The following is a 23,469-nucleotide window of genomic DNA, read 5'->3' on the forward strand; positions in this document are numbered from 1 at the left end:
AAGAAACAGGGGAAGCTGTATGTTCTAATCCATGGGAATTGCGTAGGAGTTCAATTTGTGGAACTCTCCGCTTTGGGGGCCTTCGTCGGTAATGCCGTTGTTGGGGGCGGCGTAGGTGTCCAGGGTCATGGAATCCGGGTAAATGGTCAGGATATAGTAGGCCGTAATGCCGGAGCGGTATTGCAGGGTTTTTACTCGGGATTTTGCCGGAGGCAAAAAGGGAATGGGGAGCACCTTGTTTCCCGCGGGGGCGCAGATCAGGGAGGTAAGGGTGTTTTTTCCGTCTGGGGAGGTAATTATATACAGGTCATGGGCGTGCAGGTGCCCGGTGACGACGAAGCGCACTCCGGCATCCCGGAGATTGCAGTAAAAGATATTTTGCTGTTCCGCCGCGCTGTCATTGTAACGGCCCCACAGGCATTCCCGGAATTGCATGGGCGTCTGCAGGGTGCGGTGGGTGAAAACCAGGCAGTGCCGCGGAACGGTGTTGGCCTTGCTTCTGTTGCGTTTGACCCATGCGCTGAAGTCCACGAGCTGGTCAGGAGTAAGGTCAATATCCATGAAATACAGGGAAGCGTTTTTATGGCGGATGCCGTAGTTCAGTTTTCTGGTGGCCAGCCCTTGGACGCCCTGCCTCCGCGTAGGCAGGAAGAGTTCCCGGAATTGTTCCGCCCGGAAAGGAAGGGAGTCATGATTGCCGCGCACGGCGTAAAAGGGGATGCCTTTTTCCCTCAGAATGTTGTTGAGTTCCTTGCGTTTGGACAGACCCTTGACGGGGGCGCTTCCTTCAATATCCGCCATGTCCCCTACCTGGACGACCATGTCCACGTTGTGTTTCAGGATTTCCCCATAGAGGGTTTTGATGAAGTTGACTGCTACTCCCTCGCTTCCTTCCATGCGCTTGGGGGAGTCGTGCGTATCGCCGATGATCGCGATTTTCCATGGGGCTGTATCTTCCGCCAGTGCCGGCTGAAGCAGGAACATGAGAAATAACGCAAGATATTTCATGGCACTGGATTTTTACAACCTGCCTGCTCTTCCCGCCAGAAAATTATGACTAAGGCGGAAAGATGCCGTCCGGGGCTTTTTCTTTTGCCCGGAGGCAGGCGTTGACGTGCTGTCCTGGGGAATTCTGTTCCCCGCTGAAAACGGAAAAGCCGGACATTGGAAATTCAATGTCCGGCTTTGATGATGCCTATAACGCTGGCTGAAATTTATTGCTGGTTGACCTTCAGTATTTTGGCCTGTTCTTCCGTGAGCTCAACGCAGTGCCAGGGGAGGCCGCGCTTGTTAAGTTCGTCCATGAAGGGGTCCGGATCATTTTGTTCCATATTGAAGACTCCCGCGCCAGTCCATTTGCCCGTAAGGATCATTTCCGCGCCGATCATGGCCGGAACCCCGGTGGTATAGGAAATGGCCTGGGAACCTACTTCTTCAAAACATTGTTCATGGTCGCAAATGTTGTAAATGTACACAGCCTTGAATTGGCCGTCCTTGATTCCGGTGATGACGTTGCCGATGCAGGTTTTTCCCCTGGTCGTCTTGCCCAGGTCCCCGGGGTCCGGCAGTACGGCCTTGAGGAATTGCAGCGGGATGATTTCAACTCCGTTGTACATGACCGGGTCAATGCGGGTCATGCCCACGTTCTGAAGCACTTCCAGGTGCTTGAGGTAGTTCGGTGAGAAGGACATCCAGAATTGAGCCCGGCGGATGGTGGGGATGTGCTTGACCAGGCTTTCCATTTCTTCATGGTACATGCGGTAGATTTCATAGGTGCCCACTTCCTGCGGACAGGCGAAACTCCGGTGCATGCTCATGGGGGCGGTTTCCCGGAAGGCTCCGTCTTCCCAGTGGCGGCAGGGCGCCGTTACTTCCCGGATGTTGATTTCCGGGTTGAAGTTGGTGGCGAAAGCCTTGCCATGATTGCCGCCATTGACGTCAATGATGTCCAGCGTATGGATTTCGTCAAAGTGATGCTTGAGGGCCCATGCCGTAAAGACATTGGTGACGCCGGGGTCAAAGCCGGAACCCAGCAGGGCGAAAAGCCCGGCGTTGCGGAATTGCTCCTGGTACGCCCATTGCCAGGAGTATTCGAATTTGGCTACGTCACGGGGTTCATAGTTGGCGGTATCCAGGTAGTTGACTCCGGTTTCCAGGCAGGCTTCCATCAGGGTGAGGTCCTGGTAGGGCAGGGCCACGTTGATCAGCAGCTGCGGCTTGATTTCCCGGATGAGGGCCACGGTGGCGGGCACGTCGTCCGCATCTACGGAATGGGTAGTGATGCTGACGCCCGTTCTGGAGCGTACGTCCTCCGCAACGGCATCGCATTTGCTTTTCGTGCGGGAGGCCAGATGAATGCTTTGAAAAATGTCCGGCAGCTGGGCGCATTTATTGGCTACTACATGTCCAACGCCGCCTGCTCCAATGATTAAAACCGTATTCATGATAGGTTCAGTACATAAGTGAAAACAGGCTGAAAGGCAACCCCTGATTTTGTGCGACAATACCCTTTTCCCTTCGGTTCGGCCCGGCTGTGACTTTGGTTTCCGGAAAGCATTTTTCCCCGGGAAATGCTTTCCGTCTGGAATTTTCCAAAAATTATTGAACAAGGGATTGACGCGAGCTGTCCGATTTTACAATATCAAATTGTAGATATGATTAGACAAATTCTGCCAGTAGTTGTTGCCGCCTGCGTCGCTCCCTGTTTTGCCGCGGAAGGGTGGATTACCGATATGGATGCCGCCAAAAAACAGGCCGCCGAACAGAAAAAGGATTTAATGATCGAGTTCACCGGTTCCGACTGGTGCCCTCCCTGCATGCAGCTCCGCGCCAACGTATTCAGCAAGCCGGACTTCCAGAAGGAAGCGCAGAAAAATTTCGTTCTGGTGGAGCTGGATTATCCGCGCGGCAAGGAACAGTCCAAGGAAATGAAAGCCGCCAATGAAAAACTTGCCCAGCAGTACGGCGTGCGGGGATTCCCGACCGTTGTGTTTGCGGACGCTTCCGGCAAGCCTTTTGGGGGATTTGTCGGGGGGCGTTCCGGGGATGATGTGATGAAAGCCATGCAGGATGCCCTGAAGAACAAGGAAGCGCTGAGCGCCGCGGAAGCGAATGTCGCCAAGGCTGCTACGGATGAAGCGAAGGTTGCCGCTCTGATGGAAGTGCTCAAGCTGGCTCCTCAGGAATATGTGGACAATTTTTATGGTGACGTGAAAGCGGAAATCAAGAAGCTGGACAAAGAGGACAAGTCCGGCTTGAAAGCCGCAGACGCCCATGCTGACCTGCTTAAAAAGGAACAGAAGGACGTGCAGAATTATCTTGCCGGCAAGCTGACGGACAAGACGACGCCTGCGGAAGCTCTTCAGGTGGTTAAGGCGTATCCCGACCGTGACAAGCTTCTGCCGGAAACACAGCAGCAGTTGCTGATGATGGAGTTCGGAACCTATCTGAATTCCACCGGTGATGTGGACGGCGCCGTTTTGATTCTGGATAAGGTGGCCGAATTGAAGCCGGGAACGGAAGTCGGGATGCAGGCCCCTCGCATCAAGGCCGGCGTTCTTGCCAACAAGGATAAGATCAAGGCCCAGATTGACGCCGCCAAAAAAGCGCAGAGCAAATAATTAAAGCTGCTTTTTCCTTTCCCCTGATTTGGGAATCGGCCCCGCAACGGTTTTCTGCCGTTGCGGGGTTTTTGCTTTCCCTCTGTTTCTCCGGTTACTCAAAAGGGATGACGGAAAGGAGGCATGGTGGCTTATGAAGGCCGCTGTTTTCCTGCGGCGCGTGTTGCCGGCGCATCCTGCTGCGGGAGTGATGAAAGGCAGGATTCGCTGCCGCTTCCGTCAGGTCGGGTATATGGGCTAAGCAAGAGTGTCGTGTGGCGGCAACACTCTTCTCCGGCATTAAAAATCCGGTCCAGGAGAGAGTGCGGGAATAGCATGCTGTTGGGTTATTGAAGTTTGATGACGGTGTCCAACCTGTCCCAGGTGACACCCTCGGGCAAAGTGATTTTGTACTGGTTTCCTTCCTTTTCAAGCCTGACGGCTTTTCCGTTTCCGATGCCGTCCACAATGAGGGTCGCTCTCGTGAATTTTTCCCCGATATCTTTGATGAACAGGGGGGTATTTCCCTTTAGCTCTTTTCCTTGTCGGGCAATCAGCGGGCTGACGTGAAGATAAACGGTTTTTTTGCCGTTGTGATCCGCCCTGTAGCAGCTGCCTCCCCATGGCTGGTCCCTGTAGGGGCCTCCGCGGGTGTTGTAAATAGCCTCCCTGTAGAGAGCAATCCATTTTCCCATGGACAGGAAAGTCTCAGCCTGTTTCGGATCAAATGTTCCCAGTGGAGTGGGGCCGATGTTGTAAAGCAGGTTGCCGTCCTTGACAATGTTATTGATCAGGAATCTGATAGAGGTTTCGACGGGCTTGGGTATTGCCTTGGATGTGTAGGACCAGTTGCCCGTCCAGCGGGTGCCGGGGATATCCGCTACGGTCATGCAGCTTTCCCAGGGCGTTTGGGTATTGAAGGGGCCTAGCTTGCATTCCGGCGTCAGGAAATCCCCTTTCAGGTCGTCGGGCAGCGGTTCCTTATTGCCTCCGCGGGTGCTGTTCATGCGGTTGTTGATCAGAATGTCCGGCTGGTACTGCTTGATGCGGCGCATCATGGTGCGGGGATCCCACTGGTTGAGGGAGCTATTGCCCAGGCTGTCGAACCAGAGCACATCCACCTGGCCGTAGCGGGTGAGCAGTTCGCTGACCTGGCCGAAGTAGTATTCCAGATAGCGGTAGTGCTGGTCGGTCAGGTAGTAGGGATTGTACCAGTCTCGTCCAGAATAATAAAATCCCAGTCTGAGCCCGGCCGCATGAACTGCCGCCGCGAATTGTTCCACGATGTCTTTGCCGTAGGGAGTGGCGGCAATGGTGAACGTGTCGTAGTCGGAGGGGAAGTTAGAGAAGCCGTCGTGGTGCTTGGTGGTCAGCACGGCATATTCCATACCGCTTTTTTTGGCGACGGACATCCATTTTCTGGGGTCATATTGCTTGGGGGTGAAGCGGCGGTGGGCGGAGTCGTACTCAAAGTCTACAGTATTTTTATAGCCGCTGGCGCTGTCTTTGGGACGCGCAGCATTGCGTTCCCAGCTTATTTCCCGTTCCAGCAGGGAAGAAGGGTTCCAGTGAACAAACAAGCCGAATTTGGCATCCCGAAACCATTTTAACTGTTTATTATCGGCCTTGAAATCGAAGAGTCCGTTGACGGCTTCATTAATCAGGTCACGGTCTTCTACTGGAGAGAAGATGTCTTTTTCAGGAGAGAGAATCACCAGCCCTTCCGCCATGGGCTGCATGCGAAAGTTTGGTACGGGAGATTTTACCTTGTCTCCCAGCCAGAGGTTGAGTTGCAGAACCCTGGCCACATTATTTATTTCATAAGCTTTCTGTCCGGCAGCTTCTTCCATGATTTCATCGGGCAGTTCCCTGTTGAAAACGGCCTGTACAAAGGGTTGGCTGATATAGATTTTCCCGTTTTCCCGGAAAGGTCTGATATCTTCGGGCAGAGGGATTCGTTTATTTCCGGCCATCGCGCAGGGAGCTCCATGCAGCTTGTCCGTATTTACGGTAAAGTATACGGCGTTTCGGAGTTTTTCAGATAGTTCTTTTTGAAGCTCGTCCACATTTTCCCGGTAGCTCCTGCCGGGATGGAAACGGTTATTGATGCTTTCCGCCTGTTTTTCCGTGATGACCGGGCCGATCCACTGGCTGGCAGCCGCGTCTTTGGTTCCGCAGCCCACAATAATCCGGAAATATTTTCCTGCATCCTTGTCCGTCAGGGTGTAGGATTCCGCATCACGGCCCTGCTGAACCACTACGGTTTTTCCGTCCCGGACATCTGCTTTTTCCCACCGGATTACGGGATTGGCGGATTCTCCGTCAGGCGCGCTGTAACGGCTTTCCAGCGTAGTTCCGACTATTTCTTCACCATTAATATAAGGTCTGAGCCACGAGGCGGTGACGGCATTTCCTGCCTGAATGGAGATTATCCCCACGAGTACGGTCAAGATACGGGATGTTCGGTGTTTGAATTTAAACATGGGAAAGATTTAGAGGAGGAATAACCGGGGGAACAGGATAAACCCCCCCCGTTTTATAAAAGACCAACAAGGAAGAGGGGCTTCTTTCTTTCCGTGAAATTTTATGTGTATGATGATCGTACGAAAGAAAATATATTGTTAAGCCGCAGAACTGAGAGCCGGGCGGGATAAAGGTTCCGGGGGACCTTCCGCTCCTGGTCGGGCGCTCCGGCCGTTGTGGATTTGCCGCCGTATTTCTTGACGTGAAGCCTTGCGCATGGGAAGGAAACCTGACAGAATCCCGCCATGCGCCTGTTCATGATGTTCTGTGTGATGCTTTTGCTCGCCGGATGCGATACGCGCTCCAGCGTGGAACGGGCGCAGGAGGCTGGGGTGCTCATCGTGGGCAATAATGCGGAGCCCCAGAGTTTTGACCCTCACATCGCCACTTCCGTTTCCGATTTCAAGATGATCAATGCCGTCATGGAGGGGCTGCTGCGCGGGGATTCCAGGGATGACTCCGTTTTTCATCCCGCTGTGGCGGAGTCGTGGACGCACAGTCCGGAGGCGGACAAGTGGCGTTTTGCCCTGCGGAAGGGAACCGTGTGGAGCGACGGCGTTCCTGTGACGGCTCATGATTTCGTGTATGCCTATCATCGCCTGCTTCATCCGGGGTTTGGCGGGAGGTACGCGGACATGCTTTATCCGCTGAAGAATGCGGAAGCCTATAACCGGAACAGGCGCAGCTTGCTGCTGTGCGGTCCCGGTTCCCGGCTGGCCGGGGAAGAGGGGTTGGATGAGAAAGTGTTGGCCGGGGTGGATTGGGAGAGGCTGGACGGCATGGGAGCCGGTGAGCTGGAGGCTCTGCGGGATGCTCCTTCCCTGATGGAGTGGCCGGCCGGGATGCCGGAGGAAGGAGCGCGGAAGATTGCGGCGCGGATGTTGGAGGATGTCCGGGCCGGAAAGCCGGATTTATGGGAGGAAGCCCGCGTGGGCGTGCGCGCCGCGGATGATTATACCCTGGAGATGGAGCTGCGTTCCCCGATGCCCCAGCTTCCCCTGCTGCTGCTTCACTGCACCTGGTTCCCGGTTCCCCGCCATGCCGTGGAAGCCCGCGGAGGCATGCTGGACAGGACGGGGGGATGGACGCGGCCCGGAGCGGCCGTAGGGAACGGCCCTTTTCTCATGGCGGAGCACCGGTTCAATGATTATGTGGAGGTGCGCCGCAATCCCCGATACCGGAACGCTTCCGCCGTCCGGCTGAATGGAGTCCGTTTTCTTCCTACCGTGAACGGCTTTACGGAAACCCGCATGTTTTTCAACGGCAAGCTTCATGTCACCAACAACGTGCCTCCGGAGATGACGGCTTACGCCCGGGAGCGCGGAGGGGATGATTTTTGCCAGGATGATTATTACGTGACTATTTTTTACCGTCTGAATACGTCGCGTGCGCCTCTGGATGACGCCCGGGTCAGGCGGGCCCTTTCCCTGGCGGTAGACCGGGAGGCCCTGGTGCGGGATGTGGTGTGCGGCGGCGGCCAGCCGTGCTTCGGCTTTACGCCGGACGGCGCCGGATACAAGACGCCGCATGGGGTGGAGTTCAATCCGGAGAAAGCGCGTTCCCTGCTGGCCCAGGCCGGTTTTCCCGGCGGGAAGGGGTTTCCCCGGCTGGAGCTGATGACTACATCCCGCGAAGTTCAGAAGACGATGGCGGAAGCCATCCAGGGCATGTGGAAAAAGCATCTGGGGATTCATGTGGATATCCGTTCCTGTGAGTGGACGGCCTACAAGTTCGCGCAGAATTCCATGCAGTATGATTTTAGTTCCTCCTCATGGTCCGGGGATTATCTGGACCCTTCCAGTTTTCTGGATTTGTGGGGTTCCGCCTCCGGGAACAATAATACGGGCTGGTTTCATCCGGAGTATGAACGCCTGCTGGCGGAGAGCCGCGCTACGGGAGACCAGGAGAAGCGCATGGCCCTGCTGGCCCGTGCGGAAGCGCTGATGCTTTCCGAATCCCCGGTGATTCCCCTGTATTGGGCCAAACGGTCCTATTTGAAGAGGCCGGAGGTGCGTGGGTGGCGTCCCCTGCTGCTGGACAACCATTTGTTTGAGGATATCAGCCTGGACGCCGACCGGGAACATGGGAAGGAGGCCGCGCCTTGACCAGGATGATTCTGAAACGCCTGGGGCAGGGGCTTCTGGTCCTGCTGGTGCTGGAGACCGTGACGTTTTTCCTGATACGCCTGTTGCCGGGGCACCCCTTCATGGGGGAAAAGAAGCTGCCGGAGCATGTCCTCCAGCAGCTTCAGGCCAGTTACGGGCTGGATCAGCCCTCCCTGGTTCAATACGGGCGTTACTGGTGGAACATGCTGGCGCATGGCGACCTGGGACCGTCTTTGGTGAAGGAAGGCGTCAGCGTGGCGGATATGATCGGCCAGTCATTTCCTGTTTCCCTCCAGCTTGGCGTCATAGGCATGGCTATTTCCATTCTGGCGGGGATTCCCGCCGGAATCGTGGCGGCTCTGTACAAGAACCGGTGGATGGACTGGTGGGTGATGCTGGTTTCCATGGCCGGCATCTGCATTCCCGCCTTTGTCGTGGCTCCGGTGCTGGGCGTGGCTCTGGGCATGCATGTGCCCGGCTTGAGTGTAGCCGGATGGGATTCTCCCGGTTGCGTGGTGCTCCCGGCTTTGACGCTGGGTCTGGTGAATGCCGCATATCTGGCGCGCCTGACGCGCGGCGGCATGCTTGAAGTGCTGGGGCAGGATTTCATCCGGACGGCTCGGGCCAAGGGGGCGGGGCCTTTCCGTACGGTTTGGAAGCACGCTTTGCGAGGCGGCCTGATTCCGGCCCTTTCCTATCTGGGGCCTGCTTTTGCCGCCATGATTACCGGTTCCTTTGTGGTGGAGACCTGCTTCCAGGTTCCCGGCATGGGCCAGCATTTCGTGAACGCGACAACGGACCGGGATTATTTTCTCATCCAGGGCCTTGTTTTGTTTTACGGTATTCTGATCGTCGCGGCCAATCTGGGTGTGGACCTGGTGCAAATGGCCGTCAACCCGAGATTGAGAAAGGAATCATGAGAAAAAGAGGATGGAACAGGACGGAGGAACAGGGTTCCTCCCTGTGGAAGGACGCCTTTCTGCGTCTTTCCCGCAACCGGGCGGCCATGTTTTCCCTGCTGGCGCTGGCGCTGATTGCGGCGGCCTGTTTTCTGGGGCCCCTGCTGCCGTGGCTTCCGCATCCTAATGTGCAGGATTTGTCCCGGATTGCGGAAAGTCCTTCCTGGGGGCATTGGTTCGGCACGGACCAGCTTGGGCGGGACCTGCTGGCGCGCGTGTTGTACGGCGGCCGCATTTCCCTGCTGGTGGGCGTGGTCGCCACGGGCGTTTCCCTGGTGATCGGCGTGGCGTACGGACTGGTTTCCGGTTATGCCGGAGGTAGGCTGGACGCCCTGATGATGCGCCTGGTGGATGTGCTTTTTGCCCTGCCGTTCATTGTGCTGGTGATTATTTTTTCCCTGTCCGTGGAGGAGCCGGCCCGGAGGCTGACGCAGTGGGTTTCCGGCATGACGGGCTGGTCTGTGGAAATGGTGAGCCCCATGACCGGGCTGATTCCCCTGTTCATCGCCATCGGCGCTTTGGGCTGGCTGACGCTGGCGCGCATTGTCCGCACGCAGACGATGGAGCTGAAAGGGCAGGAGTTCGTGGAAGCCGCCCGCTCCCTGGGCATTGGTCACATGAAAATTCTGTTCCGCCATATTGCTCCGAATTTGTTCGGAACCGTCATCGTGTACACGACGCTGGCCGTTCCCGGCATCATGCTGCTGGAAGCCGTTCTGTCCTTTCTGGGGCTGGGCGTGAAGGCTCCCAATTCCTCATGGGGAACGCTGATTAAGGAAGGTGCGGACCGCATGGAGGTTAGTCCGGAATTGCTTCTGTTCCCGGCGCTCCTGTTTTCAGTTACCCTGCTGGCGCTGAATTTCCTGGGGGACGGACTGCGGGACGCCCTGGATCCCAAGTCCTCCAGGGATTGATATTTTTAAGTAAAAATCATGAAGATTGCGTTAACGATTTCCATGCTGGTGGTCTCCAACGTTTTTATGACGTGGGCGTGGTACGGCCATCTGAAGAAGGGTTCCGGGGCGGATGACAAGCCCCTGCTGATGATTATTTTGATGAGCTGGGGATTGGCGTTTTTTGAATATTGCTTCATGATTCCCGCCAACCGCCTGGGCAGTGCGGGCGGGCTTAACGTGGCCCAGCTCAAGATTATGCAGGAGGTGATTACCCTGTGCGTGTTTATTCCTTTCGCCCTGTTCTACATCGGAGAAAAATGGAAGTGGGATTACCTGTGGGCGTTTTTATGTGTATTGGGGGCCGTTTTCTTCGTTAACAGGGAGCGTTTGCTCGGGTGACAGACTTTTTCCGTTCGCATTCCCGTCGCCGGGCTGTCTTACCATGAAGAAAGATGAAGATGAACATAATTCCTGTTTTTGCCGCGGCGGCCTCAATCGTTCTGGCCGCAGGCTGCCACCACCGCCACCACGAGCATGATTATTACCGTTCCGGGCCGCCGCGCCATGATCATCATGATCGTGACGGATGGAATCACGGGCGGACAAGGCCGGTTCCCAAGCCGCGCCCGCATTACATAACCGCCAACCACGCTTCCTATCCCCGCCTGTACCAGCTTCTGTAGAGTTTGCGGGGAGCTTTCGCAGCAGGAAGGAGACCGGGTATCATTCTTGTGATATGGAACAGGCGGGAGGGCCGCGCGGGGAAAAATCCTTCACCGGGGTGTCGTTTATTCCGCTCTCCGGGGTGGAATCCGCTCCTGTTCTTCCGTTCCTTTTTCCTCCTGTCGGGACCGGTGGCGGGAACTCCCTGATCGCGTTCGATGAGCCGTGCACAGGATATAGGCTTGAAAAGGCGCGGCGCCCCCGGCACTCTATGCGCCAGATCAATGACTATAGATGAGCAATTAGACATATTGATGGGCGGTACCGCCGTCGTGATCAGCCGCGAAGAGCTGAAGGAGCGCCTCAAGCTGGGCCGCCCCCTGCGCGTGAAGCTGGGCGTGGACCCTACTGCTCCGGACATCCATTTGGGCCATACCGTGGCTATTGAGAAATTGCGCCAGTTCCAGGAACTTGGCCACCAGGCTGTTTTGCTCATCGGGGATTTCACCGCCACGATCGGCGACCCCTCCGGACGTTCCGTGACCCGCCCCCCCCTTTCCCGTGAACAGGTGCTGGAGAATGCGGAGACATATACCAAGCAGGCGTTCAAGATTCTGGACCGTGACAAAACGGAGATCGTGTACAATGGGGACTGGTTCCGCAAGATGACGTATGAGGAAGTGCTGAGGCTTAATTCCCGCGTGACCATGCAGCAGATGCTGGCCCGGGAGGATTTCAAGGCCCGTGTGGAGAGCGGCAGGGAGGTACGTCTGCATGAGATGCAGTATCCGATTATGCAGGGCTGGGATTCCGTGGAAATCCGCGCGGATGTGGAATTGGGCGGGACGGACCAGCTTTTCAACATTCTGGTGGGCCGCGACCTTCAGAAGGAGGAAGGCATGCTGCCGCAGATCGCCATGACGATGCCTCTTCTGGAAGGTCTGGACGGCGTGCGGAAGATGTCCAAGTCCTACGGGAATTACGTGGGCGTGGATGAGGCGCCGGAGATGATGTTCGGCAAGATGATGAGCGCCAGTGACGAACTGATGGACCGCTATTATCTGGTGCTGCTTGGCGAGAAGCGGGACATGGGATTGCATCCGATGGAAGCCAAAAAGCTCCTGGCCTGGAAAATCACGGCCCGCTATCATGATTCCGCCGCTGCGGATGCCGCGCGTTCTGACTGGGAAACCCGTTTTTCCAAGAGGGATCTGGCCGCCGCGGATTTGCCGGAAGTGGAGATTGCCGTCCTGCCTGCCGGCATGAATGCCCTGGCTCTGGTCTCCTTCCTGTTTGAAAACGTTTTCCAGGTGAAAAAATCCAATGGTGTTCTCCGCAAGGAGCATTTCGCGCCCGGCGCCATCCAGTTGAATGATGTGAAAATGACAGATCCCTCCGCCGTTTTGGAACTGGCTCCGGGCAGCGTCCTGCGCCTGAGCAAGAAGCATGCTGTGCGTTTCAAATAGAACGCCGGAGGCGGCATTTACCTTTTTCCCTTTTCCATGCCGGGATTCCTTGCCAAATTGGATCGCTTCACTATCGGCCTCATCGTCAGTGTGGGCGCGGGGATTCTGGTTCCCTGTTCCGGAGTATGGGATACAGTGTTCAGCCGCCTGAGCGATGCAGCCATCATTCTGCTTTTTTTCCTGTACGGGGCCAAGCTTTCCCGCCGTTCCGTATGGGAAGGGTTGATGCACTGGCACCTTCAGGGGCTGGTGGCTGCGAGCACCTTTGTCATTTTCCCCCTGCTGGGCATGGTCAGCATGCCCTTGTGGAGTCGTGTGCTGGGGCCGGATTTGTGCATGGGCATGCTGTACGTGTGCATGCTGCCTTCCACCGTGCAGTCCAGCATAGCGTTCACTTCCATGGCGGGCGGCAATGTGGCCGCGGCCATTTGCTCCGCCTCCGTTTCCAGCCTGCTGGGGGTGTTCCTCACCCCCTTGCTGGTGGGGCTGGTGTGGTCCCGCGGAGGGGAAAGAGGCGTGGATTTTTCCACTTTCCTGAACATCTGCTATATTATTCTGGTGCCTTTTGTGGCCGGCCAGTTCGCCCAGCGCTGGATCGGCAAATGGGTGGTCGCGCACCGGAACCTTACTTCCTGGACAGACCACAGCACCATCTGGCTGGTTATTTACACGGCGTTCAGCCATGCGATGATTAACGGCGTATGGAAAAATCTGCCCTGGCTTTCCCTGGTGGAGGTCCTGGCTTTTTGCGGCCTCCTTCTGGCCGCGGCCCTGTGGCTGACGGCTTTCCTTTCCCGCAGGCTTCATTTTTCCCGCGAGGATCGCATTGCGATTATTTTCTGCGGCTCCAAAAAGAGCCTGGCTACCGGCATTCCGATGATGAACGTGATTTTTGCCGGAGCCCCCATCGGACTGCTGGTGATTCCCATCATGGTGTTCCACCAGCTCCAGTTAATGGTCTGCTCCTTCTTGGCCCGGAAGTGGGCGAAGGATGTGGGAAAAGGGGAACAACTTTAAGAGGGCCTTTGTCTGCCCGCCTTCTCAATGTCCGGTCAGGCGCAGGACGCCGTCGTATTGCATGTCCCGGCCCGGAACAATGATGTGGCTGCCGCAGGAAGGAATTTTTGCGGTAACGGGTTTATTGCGGAACTGGGTCAAAAACCGCTGGAAGGATTCCATATCTTCCGGGATGATTGTTACTTCCGTATAGGCGGGGTTGGAAGGCGCATGCGTGATTTCCACCCGGAAGGAGCCTGCGATGTTGCCGTCCGGCGCATAGAATTCCAGTGATTCTTCCGTAGAGGCGGGATGCATGAAGAACAGGAAAAACATGATGCCCAGGGCCGCCAGGGTGACGACAGTCAACGGAATATTTTTTCTGAGGGGACTGATATGCATGCTTTCTTTTCCTTCCTTCCCTAAGATTATGGGTTTTGCCGGAGCGTGTCAACCCCTCCGGGGGACAGGCTGCGGAGGATTCCTTTCCCATATTCTTTTCAAGGAACAGGTTCCGGAAGAGAGGGGGATGGAAAAAGGGTTGCGTCTGCGGGACAATGTGATAGCTTGTGCGGGCAAAGGGAACCCTATGACCGTACCTGTAAAGATACTGTCCGTATTGGCGGGGCTGAGCCTGGCTGGAAGCGCCCGGGCGCGTATTTGGACGAATGACCGGGGCGCTACCGTCGTAGCCGTGCTGGTGGCCGTCCGTGATGCGGAGGTGGATTTGAAGCTTCAGGACGGGCGCGTGGTGGTTGTTCCCCGGAATATTTTTTCCGGAGCCGATCAGGAATATATTCTGGAATGGGCAAAGTCTGACGGGACGCTTCCGGATACGGATGCAGGGGCGGAGAACCCTCCTGCGCAGGGAGATTCCGGCAGCCGATACGTTCCTCTGGAGCCGAATTGGGATGTTCCCTGGCCGGAGAGGGTGGCCGTTCCCGGTTTCCTGCTGGTGAAAACCGTACAGGAGACGGAGGAATTGAGCGTGTATGAAACGGATCATTTCATTATAGAGTCTCCCGGAAAGCTGCCGGAAGCGGAGCGTATGGCCCTGGCCCGGCGCTTTGAAACCGTTCTGTCTGCCCTGGCGTCTGTTCCGTTGAATCTGGCGGTGGCCCGCCGGCCTTCCCGCAAGTATCTGGTGAGGGTATGTTTCCGGGAAGAGGATTTCAACGGGGCGCCGGGCTTGCGGAACGGGCATCTCAAGTTTTCCCCTACCAGTTTTACGGCCCTGTTGTTGCGCGATAAAAAGGGAAGGCTGCTGAAACCGGATGAACTGGATCCGCGCTTTGCCGTCACGCACTGGGCGGCGCAGTCCATGGATTGGGACCACTGGCTGGTGGACGGCTTTTCCGCGTACATGGCTTTTCTTCCCATGGAGAAGGAAGCGCTGGTACTCCGGAAGATTCCGGAAAGGCTGGCCACGAGGGTTCCGCGCGCCGTCCGCACGGGCAGAGAGGCTTTGCCGGCCCTGGCGGACATGCTGGACAGGGATGCCGCGCATTCCGCCGCGGAGCATGGCGTTCCCACCAGGGAAGGAAAGCTTCAGTATTGGGCCGATTTGTTATGGATGGTTTACTGGAGCCATCTGGAAGGGAACGGAAAGGCGGAGCGCCTCAGAAGCTATTTGAAGGTCCGTGATGCGGAGGGCGGCGGGAAGGCGCGTGCTGTTTTGCTGGATGGCAAAACTCCGGAAGAGGTACAGGGGGAAATGGCGGCCGCCTGGAAAAAAATGGGATTGAGGCTGAGATTTTCTCAGCCGGCTTCTGCTGCCGCGGACGGGAAGTCCGCGGAAAAATGACGGGAAAGGAAGGGAAAAAAACTGCCGGGCAGATGCGGGAAACCTGCGGTTCAAATGGTGCCGTTGAGTTTTCTCCCTATCCAGAACAGGGTAAGCAGAAGGAGAAGGGTGAAGAGCGTATACGGGCTGCACCAGAGCAGGATGCGCGTTTCCATGGGCGGCGGCACCGGGAGATCCCTGATTTCCTTAATGAGCCGCTGTATTTCCTCAGCTTTCACCATGCGCCCGCGTGTGATGGAGGCCATTTCCTCCATGAGCGCGGTATTGACGGGGCTGCCGATTTTTTCCAGCGTTTCACTCATGGTGATGACGGAAAGCGTAACGGATTTATCCGGTTCCGCAGAAGATGAAGCGGTGAGTTTCCAGGTGCCGGGGCGGTTGATTTTGACGGAGGCGGTAAAGGAGCCCCATGTATGGTCCATCGTGTCCATTTGCACGCGGCTGGAGCTCCCTTCCGGAGCCGTAATGTCCAGGAAAACCTCTCCATTCTGGAGGGGGGCCCCCAGTTTGTCGGAAACCATGGCGGTGACGGTCAGCGTGTCTCCCGGCCGGGGGCGTTCCGGGGTGGGAATCAGACGTATTCTTTCCCCGGCGGCCATGTTGCGCTGGTAACTCATCCAGCGGGCTACCTGGCTCCAGAAACGGTAATGGTACTTGTCCTCCACCCCGCGCCGCCATCGCCAGGCGGAATCCGTGCCCATGAAGAGGACTTTCCCGTGGCCGTAAGACTGGGTGACAATAAGGGGAATGCGGCCATAGGCATTCTTATCCGCCGCATGCACGGCCAGGACAGTGCTTCCCGCTTTGGGCCGTTCCACGGGGGCGTACCAGTTGAAACCCGGCAGGTTGCGCCATACTTCTTCGTTTTCATCCTCCGTATCCGCCAGCATGGTGAGCAGGGAGCCGCGGCCTTCCGGCGTCAGGATGAGAGGGGAGGGTGAGGGCTGGGTTGTCCCCTCCGGTTTGGCGTTGAGGAATGTAACGGGTATCAGGTCTCCCAGCTCGGATTTCAGGAGTTCCATTTGCCTGCCCTGATAGCCGGGAAGGAAGACGATGCCGCAGGCCTGGTTTTTTACCATGCCTTTGAGCAGGGAGGCCTGTTCTGCCGTCAAACCTTTGGAGCCCAGCCCCACATCGCCGATGAAGATGACGTCATACCGGGCCAGGTCTTCCATCTTATCCGGGAATTTGACCAGGTACCCGGGGCCTTCCCCCATTTCTTCCAGTCCCGGATGAAAGAGCAGGGTATGCACGTCCACGCCGGGATCCCGGTACAGGGCGTTCCGGATGAAGCGGTATTCCCAGCGCGGCAGGGTGTCGATGACCAGCGCTTTGATGGATTCCCTCCTGCCGGAGATGCTGAAGGAGGAGGCGTTATTATTGTGCATCCGTTCCTGGGGCTGGACGGGGAGTTTGAGTTCCAGCGTTTCCGCCCCTTCTTTTTCTATTTTCCACAGAACGGCGTCGGACACCTCCCCCTGGGCCGGAATAGTGACCGTACGGGTGACGGTTTTTCCTGTATCCCTGGAAGTCATGGCAAGCGTGGCGCGCGTTTCCTTGCCCAGCGTGCTTTTAATGGTGAAGGGTATTTGCACTGTTTCCCCGATGATGCCGTAGGTGGGGGCTTTCACGTCCTGGAGGGCCAGGTCCGGCAGGGGGGATGGGCTGCCTGCGGGAATGATGAACAGGGGGACGCCCCTGGTGCGCATGCGCTGGGCCTGCGTCAGCACGGAGGATGAGGCGTTGTGGCTGCCGTCCGTGAACATGATGACCGCCCGGAGATTGTCGGAGGATTGCATGGCGTCCTCCAGCGGTTTGGCCAGGTCTGTACCGGCCATGGCGTAATCCGGGGAGTCCGGAGAGGGAGATACGCTGAAGGTAGCGTATTCCACTACATGCGTGTCGTTAAGGGATTCCGTACTGTTGCCCTTGAGCAGTTCCTGCACGTAGGCCGTGCGTGTGACGACATGCTGGGGGGATATTTCCACATCCTGCGTTTCCATGGAGCCGGAGCGGTCCTCCAGAATGGAAACCTTGGGTTTTTCCTGCGGGGCGGAGGTGATGACCCATTCCGGCTGGAAGAGCAGGAAGCAGATGAAGCCAAGGATTGCCAGGCGAAGGATTTCCAGTTTGAATGTCAGCGGCCGGCGGTTGCGTTTGCAGGCGATATGGCTTATCCAGATGCCGGCCGCCATAACCAGGACGGTCAGGATGACGCTTGATGCGGTAGGGTGGAGGCTCAGGTTCATGGGCGGGTGGTGGGGGAGGGGCGTTTGGACGTCTGCCCGGGCAGGCACAGGAGGGCTTCCAGCAGCAGGCAGGCGAGGGAGAAGAACAGGAAGAGCTTCCATGCTTCCTGCACCAGGGAGGGGGCTCCCGCCGCACTCTGCATGGAATTGATGGAAGCTTCCGGCAGAAGGAGGCGGAGTTTTTCATCCGTAATCTGGTCAGGCATGTCTTCCGTCCAGGGGCGGTTCACGGCGTAGGTCTGCGCTCCCAGGCGGTACACGCCCGCCGTATCGGCCGGAGAGCCGGAGGGGCGGCTCCCCTGGGCATTATCCAGGCGCACGGGGGTGTCTGTGGCGGATTGCGGCAGGGAGGCGTCATTCACCCGGAGGGAAATGGAGGTGGAAAAGCGTTCCGCCCCCCGGTCCGCCATACGCTGGAGCAGGGGGAGCAGCAGGTGGCCGTCCGCCAGGTTGGACCAGGAATATCTGGGCAGCGTCCCCAGGAACAGGGCGGAACCTGTCCCGGCCCTGACCTGGGCCAGGGCGCAGGAGCCGTCATCCCAGGAGGCCAGGGAACGGTATTTGCCCAGCAGGGGCTTCCTGCGCACGGCGCGGAGCCGGTTGGCGGGGATGGGCGTTTGATCGGAACCGTCGCGGAGGAATCCCCTTTGCCGGTCCCACGTTTCCAGACGGTAGTATTGTTCGGGCGCAGCCGTCTCCGTGGCGCCCCAGGAAACGCCCAGGAAGGAATGCCGTGTTCCGTGTTCCGTGTCGTCAGGCAGGAAGAGGACTATTCCTCCTTCTTCAATGAAGGTCTGGAGTTTTTTCTCCATTTCCGCGCGCGGAGGCGGCCCATGCCAGACGACCATGGACTGGGTGGCCAGATGAGACTGAGCCTCCCGCGTATTGCCGGGCATCGTGGCTTTCCTGTTGGTAAGGCCGGGAGGGGCGGACATCAGGGAAAGGGTTTTCCCCACTTCTCCCGAAGGGCCGAAAATCAGGATGTTGGCGAGAGGCCTGGGGGCGAAGGTGAAGAAGGAAATGTCATCCCTGGTGAAGTCGTCATGAGGCAGCGCAACGAAGCCGAAGCCGGATTCCTTGCCCTGCGGCAGGGGAATCTCTTTCCGGATGGAGGCGCTTTCCCCTGCCAGTTGCAGCGTGGAGGAGGCGGATGAGTTGTCCACGGAGAGTTGCACCGGCACATTCTCCGGCTGGTTGGGGTTGAACCCCTGGCGCAGCACTTCCAGGTCCAGCACCAGTTTTCCGTTGTTCACCTGAGCCTGACGGACTCTGATGCCGCGGTTGCTTGCCGGCCTGTCGCGGAGGGCCATGATGCGGACGGAGGGGGGCAGAGGCAGAGCGGCCAGCCTCTGGCGCACACCGGGCCAGAGTGGGGAGTCCGGCTTCCAGGAAGAGGCCTGCATGTCCGAGGCAATCCAGATTTCCGTCTTTCCGGAGCCGGATTCTTCCAGGTACGGGATGGCTTTTTGCAGAAGTGCCGGAATATCTGCGCCGCCATCCGTCGTCTTGCTTACAGTCAGGTCCGTCAGGGCTTCCGGAGCGGGAATCTGGGTAACGGTTCCGGTGGCGGAATCAAGCAGGGAAAGGCGGCAGTGGCCGAGCTGCGCGAAAGTGGATTCCACCAGAGGGGGGATGGCATCCCGCAGGGAGCTGGTTTTGTCCGGACGGGCATCCATGGAGGCGGAACGATCCAGAACCAGCAGGACTTCGTTCAAGCCGGAGCTCCCCCAGCCGAAGAAGCTTCCAAGCAGGGGCCGCGCAAAAGCCGTTACCAGTGCAGCTGCGGCCATCACGCGCAGCGCCAGAATCAGGTAGTGCAGCAGTTTTTTCGTTCCGCGTGTTTCCCTGGCCGCCCGAAGCAGAAATTCCATGGCCGCCCAGGGGATAGAACGATGCCGCCACCGGTTGACCAGGTGGATGATGATGGGAATGGAGGCTGCAAAGAGAGCCCACAGCAGCCAGGGAGAGTTGAAGGACATGGCGGGATAGGGATAATTGGAGGGTCAGAGCTGTCTGGTCAGGTGGCGGGCTGGTCAGGCAGCAGTTGCCGGAGGATATGAAGGGTCATTTCCCCGGTTTGCTGGAAGGATTTTTCTCCCAGAATGCCGATGTTGTCTTTGGAAGTGTGCCACCAGTTGCCGTCCTGGAAGTCGTCAATCAGGTTCAGCGTATCCACGCCGCGTTCCATGAAGGGAACGTGGTCATCCAGGATGGCATAGCCGGATACCCCCCATTCCTCCGTGGAATAACCCAGGTCACGGATGGCGCGGGAATAAACCCGGTACATGGATTGGGGCGTCATGGCCGGGATGCGTATCTTTTTACCCTGCCGCCCCACCATGTCCAGATTAATCATCCATTTGGGGAGCGGCTGTTGCATGGCGGAGGCGTAATGCCTGGAACCGTACAGCCCGTCGTCGCTGTCCATATGTTCCGCAAAACTTTCTTCCCCGTCAAAAAACACAAGCTCCAAATTTCCGGCGCGTGCGGGTTCTCCGGACAGAATGCGGGCTGTTTCCAGAATGGCCGCAGCTCCCGAGGCCCCGTCATTGGCTCCGGTGAATCCGTCAATGCCCTGCTTGGTGTCAATGTGGCAGGTCAGCAGACCCCGCACCGGATCCAGGAAATTGGGCGTCTTGCCAAAACGGGCCCTCAGGTTGACGAAGCGGACGGGACCCTGGGGCGTTTCCTTCTCAAAAGCCTGTTCCCGGCAGGTCCAGCCGTATTTGGCCAGTTCCTCCTTCAGGTAGTCCATCTGCCTGCGGTAGCCGGGGGTGCCTGAAGCGCGGTTCCCCATTTCCGTTATCCGCGCGGCGTGGAACAGAGCATTTCCTCCATTGAAACAGTCCGTCTGCCGGATCTGCGCGGGAATGGTTTCCGCGCCGGGCAGGGGCGTTTTTACGGGATTTTCGCACTGCATCAGCAGGGCCGTAAACAGGATAAGTCCGATGCGGGGCGTCATGAAAAAAGGGGGAAGGAAATTTACTTGAAATCAGGCCATTCGTCCTGGCCCAGAAGCTCAAGAATGCGGATGAATTCCGCTTTGCTGGAGAAGGTGATTTCGATGGAACCTCGGCTACCCTGGCCGGAGATGTTCACCGGAGTTCCGAATTGTTTGGCGAGAATGCCGGAAATTTTTTTGTACTGAGGGGAGGACGGCTTTTTAGCGGGAGCCGGCTCCGGCGGGTTGAGCATCTTCTGAATGGCTTTTTCCGTCTGGCGGACGGTGTAGCCCTTGTTGACGATGTCGCGCCCAAGCTGGATTTGCTGATCCTTGTTTTTAAGAGAGAGAAGCACCTTGGCATGCCCTACGCTGATAAAGGTATTGCCCAGCATGTCCTGAACCGGCTGGGGCAAATCGAGCAGCCGCATGCTGTTGGCCACGGCGGCGCGGGATTTGCCTACGCGTTTGGCGATGTCTCCCTGTTTCATGCGGAACTCCGTTTTCAGGCGCATGTAGCCGGCGGCTTCTTCCAGCGGGCTGAGGTTTTCCCGCTGGAGGTTTTCAATCAGGGCCAGTTCCAGCACGTCCTTGTCGGAAGCCTCCCGGATGATGGCGGGCACGGTGGACAGCCCCAGGATGCCGGAGGCGCGCCAGCGCCTTTCTCCGGCAATCAGTTCATATTTGCCGCTTTGCGTTTCACGGACGATCAGAGGCTGGATAATGCCGTGTTCCTTGATGGAATCTACAAGTTCCGCCAGCTGCTCCGGCGTGAAGATGGCGCGCGGCTGCAGGGAGCTGGGAATAATGGCGGCATGGGATAGCTGATGCACAACGTCTCCCGCCTGGGGAGCCGCCAAGGATTCACGAGACAGATTTTGATTGATAAGGGCGTCAAAGCCTTTCCCCAGAGCCGGTTTTGCCATAGCAGGGAAGAGACTAGCATGAACCGGTTCCGTTTTCAACAGGGTATTTTATTATCCGCGGCGGAAATTCCGGCGTTTGCATCTGGCGGAATATTTCCTGTTCCCGGACGTGTCAGGCGTGTTGCTCCCGTCCCTGGGGGAGGGCAAGGATGGTTTGTGTCCGGGAGCGGCCTGATGCCGTTGGGCCGGCCCCATTCCGGCAAAGGCCCGTTTCCGGGAAATGAACAAAAAAATGAACAAAATGAATAGCAATCAACAGTCCGGCCGTGACGCCGTTTTCTCCCGCGGAGTCGTTGCGGCGCAATACGCGCGAGAATTCCTGGAACCTCTCACCCCCTCTTTCAAATGAAACTCAATTTGACGGAAGAACAAAAGAAAGCAGCTCTGGAAGCAGGAAAACAGGGCATGAAAGACGCTTATGAAAAAAGCGGAACCCGCCCCGGACTGACCTGGTGGGAACGGCTCTTGTGGGTGGTTCTGGCCGGAGCGGCTTATGCGGCGTCCTCCCTCCTCTCCGGCTGCGGGCATACCGTAGACGTGACTGCGGAGCGGGCACGGATATGCGGGGACGGCTCCTGCCTGGTGCTGGAACCGGGGTATCTGTCCTACTTCCAGAAACAGCCGAAAACGGAGATCCCTCCGGTTATCTGGAAAGTCCGGCAGGGCAAGTGACTAGGCGCCGTCCAATCTTTTGCCCCGGCGTTTTCAGGAAAAACGGCTTTTCAGGAGCCGTTCCGGGGGGATCAATTCAGCGCCCAGGGCGGATGTGATGGCATAAAATCTGGTTATGAACGCTTTATTTGCCGCCGCCTCCTATTATTTGGCTGCAGGCCGGAAGGTGGAGGAAATGGAGGAGGACGGACGCTTCCAGGATGTCTATATCCGTACTCCCAAACTTGTCCTGATGGCGCGCAGGGTGGATTCCTCCGCGCCTTTCGGAAAGATTGTCGATGTCCGATTCCGGTTTGAACCGGGCCGGTGTGATGCCTGGCATCTCCATTTCCTGGCGGGAGATGTACGGGAGTTGCTGGCTTATGAACGGGAGATTCTTTCCCTGCCCTGGATTCTGACCCAGCATGGCAAGCGGGGGGACGGTAGATTGGTAAAATTGCCTGCTTCCCGGTTCTGCCGTCTGCTGGGAGCGTTTGTGGGAGGCGGGGCGTTTTCCTGATCCTGTTGATGAAAAGGAAGCCTCCGTGCGGATGTCCGCACGGAGGCTTTTCCTTGCCCGGATGTCATGGAAGCAGGTTGCCGCAACGATGGTTGAATTCTCCTGCCCTCCTTTTCCGTGAGTTTTTTTTGCAGGTTCCCCCTAAACCAGGGATTGTGCGAACCGGTACGCCTCATTGCTGCGGTTCATCCAGCCTGTGCCGAACACGGGAAACTGTTTGCAAGAATGGTAAAATGACTTGCGCTGTTCATGGAGAGTGGAAAGAAACGCGGACTCTCCAGTCCGGGCGAGAACGGTTTGCAGCATCTGACGGGTTTGTTTTCCCGGAATCCCGTCCACCGTGAGACCGGCTCCGTGGACATTCAGAGCGCGCTGCAAAATCTTCCCGGTATTCCTGCTCCCGGAATTGAAAAAATGATCCCGCAGGATGAATTCAACGCCAGGATAAGCGTCGGAACCCAGCCAGGAACGCACGGCGGCGGTGTTATCCAGGACATACTGGAGACAACCTTCCCAGGCCTCTTCACGTTTCCCGGCATCCAGCAGGGCCTTCAATCTGTTAAACGCGGCCGGTTCAATGCCGTCGCAAATGCCGCAAATCTCCCACTTGCCGCCCCTGTCGGCGGCGGGAAGGCGGGAAACGCGCAGGGAATCCGGCCCGGTGACGCGGGCGTCTTCCAGGCGCAGGGTGGCCGCAGCCATGGTTCTTTCTGTAGTGTTCATTGGGTCGAATCATGGTTTCAGTTGGGCGGAACGACAATAAAGGCGTATTCAAGGGGGAAAACGGCTTCCTGAGGCAGCGTTGTTGCCAACGGAACCTCCTTACCGCTCCAAAAGTGGAGTGACCCTTCGCTGCTGGAAGCTGACGGATATGGCCGTGAGTGGAATGGTTCTCTTGCCAGATGTTGCATCTGCTTTATTTCCGTCGGCTGCTGCATTCCGCTGGAAATATTAACGAATAATGAACGTTAAAAAGCGGCACGCCGGAATTCGCGGGAACGGGCAATGACGCCCGCCTGACAACAAGCAACCCGCTCAAGGGTTGACCTTGAGCGGGTTATGATGGAGCCGCTTGTCAGATTTGAACTGACGACCGTCCGCTTACAAGGCGGGTGCTCTACCACTGAGCTAAAGCGGCATGGTAATGAGGTGCCCATATCTACAGAAGATG

20 protein-coding genes and 1 tRNA gene are annotated in these 23,469 nt (G+C 57.4%); 11 read left to right on the forward strand and 10 right to left on the reverse strand.

Annotated features, from left to right (window positions below; genetic code table 11):
• Nucleotides 1-24 precede the first annotated feature (24 nt).
• Nucleotides 25-1,008, reverse strand: coding sequence for a metallophosphoesterase family protein (locus CI070_RS10010; RefSeq protein WP_094135628.1), 984 nt, complete (start codon nt 1,006-1,008; stop codon nt 25-27).
• Between the two features lie 206 nt (nt 1,009-1,214).
• Nucleotides 1,215-2,444, reverse strand: a complete 1,230-nt coding sequence (locus CI070_RS10015; RefSeq protein ID WP_094135630.1) for a saccharopine dehydrogenase family protein — start codon at nt 2,442-2,444, stop codon at nt 1,215-1,217.
• 210 nt (nt 2,445-2,654) lie between these two features.
• On the opposite strand from CI070_RS10015, the gene CI070_RS10020 reads away from it, so the two are divergent.
• On the forward strand, nt 2,655-3,620 hold the full coding sequence (locus tag CI070_RS10020) for a thioredoxin family protein (RefSeq protein ID WP_179218314.1): 966 nt from the start codon (nt 2,655-2,657) through the stop codon (nt 3,618-3,620).
• Nucleotides 3,621-3,946: 326 nt separating this feature from the next.
• Here the strand turns inward: CI070_RS10020 and CI070_RS10030 are convergent, their stop codons facing one another.
• Complete coding sequence (locus CI070_RS10030) at nt 3,947-6,082, reverse strand: alpha-L-fucosidase (RefSeq protein WP_094135636.1); 2,136 nt, start codon at nt 6,080-6,082, stop codon at nt 3,947-3,949.
• Between the two features lie 285 nt (nt 6,083-6,367).
• Here CI070_RS10030 and CI070_RS10035 point away from each other — a divergent pair, with 285 nt between their 5' ends.
• The 7 genes from CI070_RS10035 (at nt 6,368) to CI070_RS10070 (ending at nt 13,228) form a co-directional block, all read left to right on the forward strand.
• Complete coding sequence (locus CI070_RS10035; protein WP_094135638.1) at nt 6,368-8,227, forward strand: peptide ABC transporter substrate-binding protein; 1,860 nt, start codon at nt 6,368-6,370, stop codon at nt 8,225-8,227.
• 5 nt (nt 8,228-8,232) lie between these two features.
• On the forward strand, nt 8,233-9,147 hold the full coding sequence (locus CI070_RS10040; protein ID WP_094135640.1) for an ABC transporter permease: 915 nt from the start codon (nt 8,233-8,235) through the stop codon (nt 9,145-9,147).
• A complete protein-coding gene (locus CI070_RS10045) occupies nt 9,144-10,100 on the forward strand; it encodes an ABC transporter permease (RefSeq protein WP_094135641.1) in 957 nt (318 codons plus the stop codon). The genes CI070_RS10040 and CI070_RS10045 overlap by 4 nt, the downstream gene beginning before the upstream one ends.
• A gap of 15 nt (nt 10,101-10,115) precedes the next feature.
• Nucleotides 10,116-10,481, forward strand: coding sequence for a DMT family protein (locus CI070_RS10050; protein WP_164917489.1), 366 nt, complete (start codon nt 10,116-10,118; stop codon nt 10,479-10,481).
• A gap of 59 nt (nt 10,482-10,540) precedes the next feature.
• Nucleotides 10,541-10,765: a hypothetical protein gene (locus tag CI070_RS10055; RefSeq protein ID WP_128804681.1), complete on the forward strand. Its 225-nt coding sequence runs from the start codon at nt 10,541-10,543 to the stop codon at nt 10,763-10,765.
• A gap of 264 nt (nt 10,766-11,029) precedes the next feature.
• Nucleotides 11,030-12,211, forward strand: a complete 1,182-nt coding sequence (gene tyrS, locus CI070_RS10065; RefSeq protein WP_094135647.1) for a tyrosine--tRNA ligase — start codon at nt 11,030-11,032, stop codon at nt 12,209-12,211.
• A gap of 36 nt (nt 12,212-12,247) precedes the next feature.
• Complete coding sequence (locus CI070_RS10070; RefSeq protein ID WP_094135649.1) at nt 12,248-13,228, forward strand: bile acid:sodium symporter family protein; 981 nt, start codon at nt 12,248-12,250, stop codon at nt 13,226-13,228.
• Nucleotides 13,229-13,252: 24 nt separating this feature from the next.
• Here CI070_RS10070 and CI070_RS10075 read toward each other — a convergent pair whose 3' ends face one another.
• Nucleotides 13,253-13,609: a hypothetical protein gene (locus CI070_RS10075; RefSeq protein WP_094135651.1), complete on the reverse strand. Its 357-nt coding sequence runs from the start codon at nt 13,607-13,609 to the stop codon at nt 13,253-13,255.
• A gap of 187 nt (nt 13,610-13,796) precedes the next feature.
• On the opposite strand from CI070_RS10075, the gene CI070_RS10080 reads away from it, so the two are divergent.
• Nucleotides 13,797-15,011 (forward strand): hypothetical protein, encoded by a 1,215-nt coding sequence (locus CI070_RS10080; protein WP_143245531.1) that lies wholly within the window; start codon nt 13,797-13,799, stop codon nt 15,009-15,011.
• A 50-nt stretch (nt 15,012-15,061) separates the two neighbouring features.
• On the opposite strand, the gene CI070_RS10085 is transcribed toward CI070_RS10080, so the two are convergent.
• Genes CI070_RS10085 through CI070_RS10100 form a run of 4 tightly spaced genes read right to left on the reverse strand, consistent with a single transcriptional unit; the run spans nt 15,062 to nt 21,127 of the window.
• On the reverse strand, nt 15,062-17,260 hold the full coding sequence (locus CI070_RS10085) for a hypothetical protein (RefSeq protein ID WP_094135655.1): 2,199 nt from the start codon (nt 17,258-17,260) through the stop codon (nt 15,062-15,064).
• Nucleotides 17,257-19,239 (reverse strand): vWA domain-containing protein, encoded by a 1,983-nt coding sequence (locus CI070_RS10090; RefSeq protein ID WP_094135657.1) that lies wholly within the window; start codon nt 19,237-19,239, stop codon nt 17,257-17,259. The genes CI070_RS10085 and CI070_RS10090 overlap by 4 nt, the downstream gene beginning before the upstream one ends.
• Nucleotides 19,240-19,277: 38 nt before the next feature.
• The gene (locus tag CI070_RS10095; protein ID WP_094135659.1) at nt 19,278-20,222 is read right to left on the reverse strand and encodes a M28 family peptidase; all 945 of its coding nucleotides are present in this window, start codon (nt 20,220-20,222) and stop codon (nt 19,278-19,280) included.
• Nucleotides 20,223-20,242: 20 nt separating this feature from the next.
• Entirely contained in the window at nt 20,243-21,127 is an 885-nt protein-coding gene (locus CI070_RS10100) for a ParB/RepB/Spo0J family partition protein (RefSeq protein ID WP_094135660.1), read from the reverse strand.
• A 345-nt stretch (nt 21,128-21,472) separates the two neighbouring features.
• Here CI070_RS10100 and CI070_RS10110 point away from each other — a divergent pair, with 345 nt between their 5' ends.
• Nucleotides 21,473-21,799, forward strand: a complete 327-nt coding sequence (locus CI070_RS10110) for a hypothetical protein (RefSeq protein ID WP_094135663.1) — start codon at nt 21,473-21,475, stop codon at nt 21,797-21,799.
• A gap of 115 nt (nt 21,800-21,914) precedes the next feature.
• Nucleotides 21,915-22,298 carry a hypothetical protein gene (locus CI070_RS10115; RefSeq protein ID WP_094135665.1) on the forward strand — a complete coding sequence of 128 codons (384 nt, stop codon included), beginning with the start codon at nt 21,915-21,917 and terminating at the stop codon, nt 22,296-22,298.
• Between the two features lie 141 nt (nt 22,299-22,439).
• On the opposite strand, the gene CI070_RS10120 is transcribed toward CI070_RS10115, so the two are convergent.
• Nucleotides 22,440-23,021 (reverse strand): putative peptidoglycan-binding domain-containing protein, encoded by a 582-nt coding sequence (locus CI070_RS10120; RefSeq protein ID WP_256943519.1) that lies wholly within the window; start codon nt 23,019-23,021, stop codon nt 22,440-22,442.
• 340 nt (nt 23,022-23,361) lie between these two features.
• Nucleotides 23,362-23,436: transfer RNA gene (locus CI070_RS10125), tRNA-Thr, on the reverse strand.
• Between the last annotated feature and the right edge of the window lie 33 nt (nt 23,437-23,469).

The organism is Akkermansia muciniphila (assembly GCF_900184965.1).
Lineage (GTDB): Bacteria > Verrucomicrobiota > Verrucomicrobiia > Verrucomicrobiales > Akkermansiaceae > Akkermansia > Akkermansia muciniphila_A.

Excerpts from the sequence above, each read along its gene's own strand:
- CI070_RS10010 (WP_094135628.1), bottom strand. The coding sequence starts at position 1,008 with ATGAAATATCTTGCGTTATTTCTCATGTTCCTGCTTCAGCCGGCACTG.
- CI070_RS10015 (WP_094135630.1), bottom strand. The coding sequence starts at position 2,444 with ATGAATACGGTTTTAATCATTGGAGCAGGCGGCGTTGGACATGTAGTA.
- CI070_RS10020 (WP_179218314.1), top strand. The coding sequence starts at position 2,655 with ATGATTAGACAAATTCTGCCAGTAGTTGTTGCCGCCTGCGTCGCTCCC.
- CI070_RS10030 (WP_094135636.1), bottom strand. The coding sequence starts at position 6,082 with ATGTTTAAATTCAAACACCGAACATCCCGTATCTTGACCGTACTCGTG.
- CI070_RS10035 (WP_094135638.1), top strand. The coding sequence starts at position 6,368 with ATGCGCCTGTTCATGATGTTCTGTGTGATGCTTTTGCTCGCCGGATGC.
- CI070_RS10040 (WP_094135640.1), top strand. The coding sequence starts at position 8,233 with ATGATTCTGAAACGCCTGGGGCAGGGGCTTCTGGTCCTGCTGGTGCTG.
- CI070_RS10045 (WP_094135641.1), top strand. The coding sequence starts at position 9,144 with ATGAGAAAAAGAGGATGGAACAGGACGGAGGAACAGGGTTCCTCCCTG.
- CI070_RS10055 (WP_128804681.1), top strand. The coding sequence starts at position 10,541 with ATGAACATAATTCCTGTTTTTGCCGCGGCGGCCTCAATCGTTCTGGCC.
- tyrS (WP_094135647.1), top strand. The coding sequence starts at position 11,030 with ATGACTATAGATGAGCAATTAGACATATTGATGGGCGGTACCGCCGTC.
- CI070_RS10070 (WP_094135649.1), top strand. The coding sequence starts at position 12,248 with ATGCCGGGATTCCTTGCCAAATTGGATCGCTTCACTATCGGCCTCATC.
- CI070_RS10075 (WP_094135651.1), bottom strand. The coding sequence starts at position 13,609 with ATGCATATCAGTCCCCTCAGAAAAAATATTCCGTTGACTGTCGTCACC.
- CI070_RS10080 (WP_143245531.1), top strand. The coding sequence starts at position 13,797 with ATGACCGTACCTGTAAAGATACTGTCCGTATTGGCGGGGCTGAGCCTG.
- CI070_RS10085 (WP_094135655.1), bottom strand. The coding sequence starts at position 17,260 with ATGAACCTGAGCCTCCACCCTACCGCATCAAGCGTCATCCTGACCGTC.
- CI070_RS10090 (WP_094135657.1), bottom strand. The coding sequence starts at position 19,239 with ATGTCCTTCAACTCTCCCTGGCTGCTGTGGGCTCTCTTTGCAGCCTCC.
- CI070_RS10095 (WP_094135659.1), bottom strand. The coding sequence starts at position 20,222 with ATGACGCCCCGCATCGGACTTATCCTGTTTACGGCCCTGCTGATGCAG.
- CI070_RS10100 (WP_094135660.1), bottom strand. The coding sequence starts at position 21,127 with ATGGCAAAACCGGCTCTGGGGAAAGGCTTTGACGCCCTTATCAATCAA.
- CI070_RS10110 (WP_094135663.1), top strand. The coding sequence starts at position 21,473 with ATGAAACTCAATTTGACGGAAGAACAAAAGAAAGCAGCTCTGGAAGCA.
- CI070_RS10115 (WP_094135665.1), top strand. The coding sequence starts at position 21,915 with ATGAACGCTTTATTTGCCGCCGCCTCCTATTATTTGGCTGCAGGCCGG.
- CI070_RS10120 (WP_256943519.1), bottom strand. The coding sequence starts at position 23,021 with ATGAACACTACAGAAAGAACCATGGCTGCGGCCACCCTGCGCCTGGAA.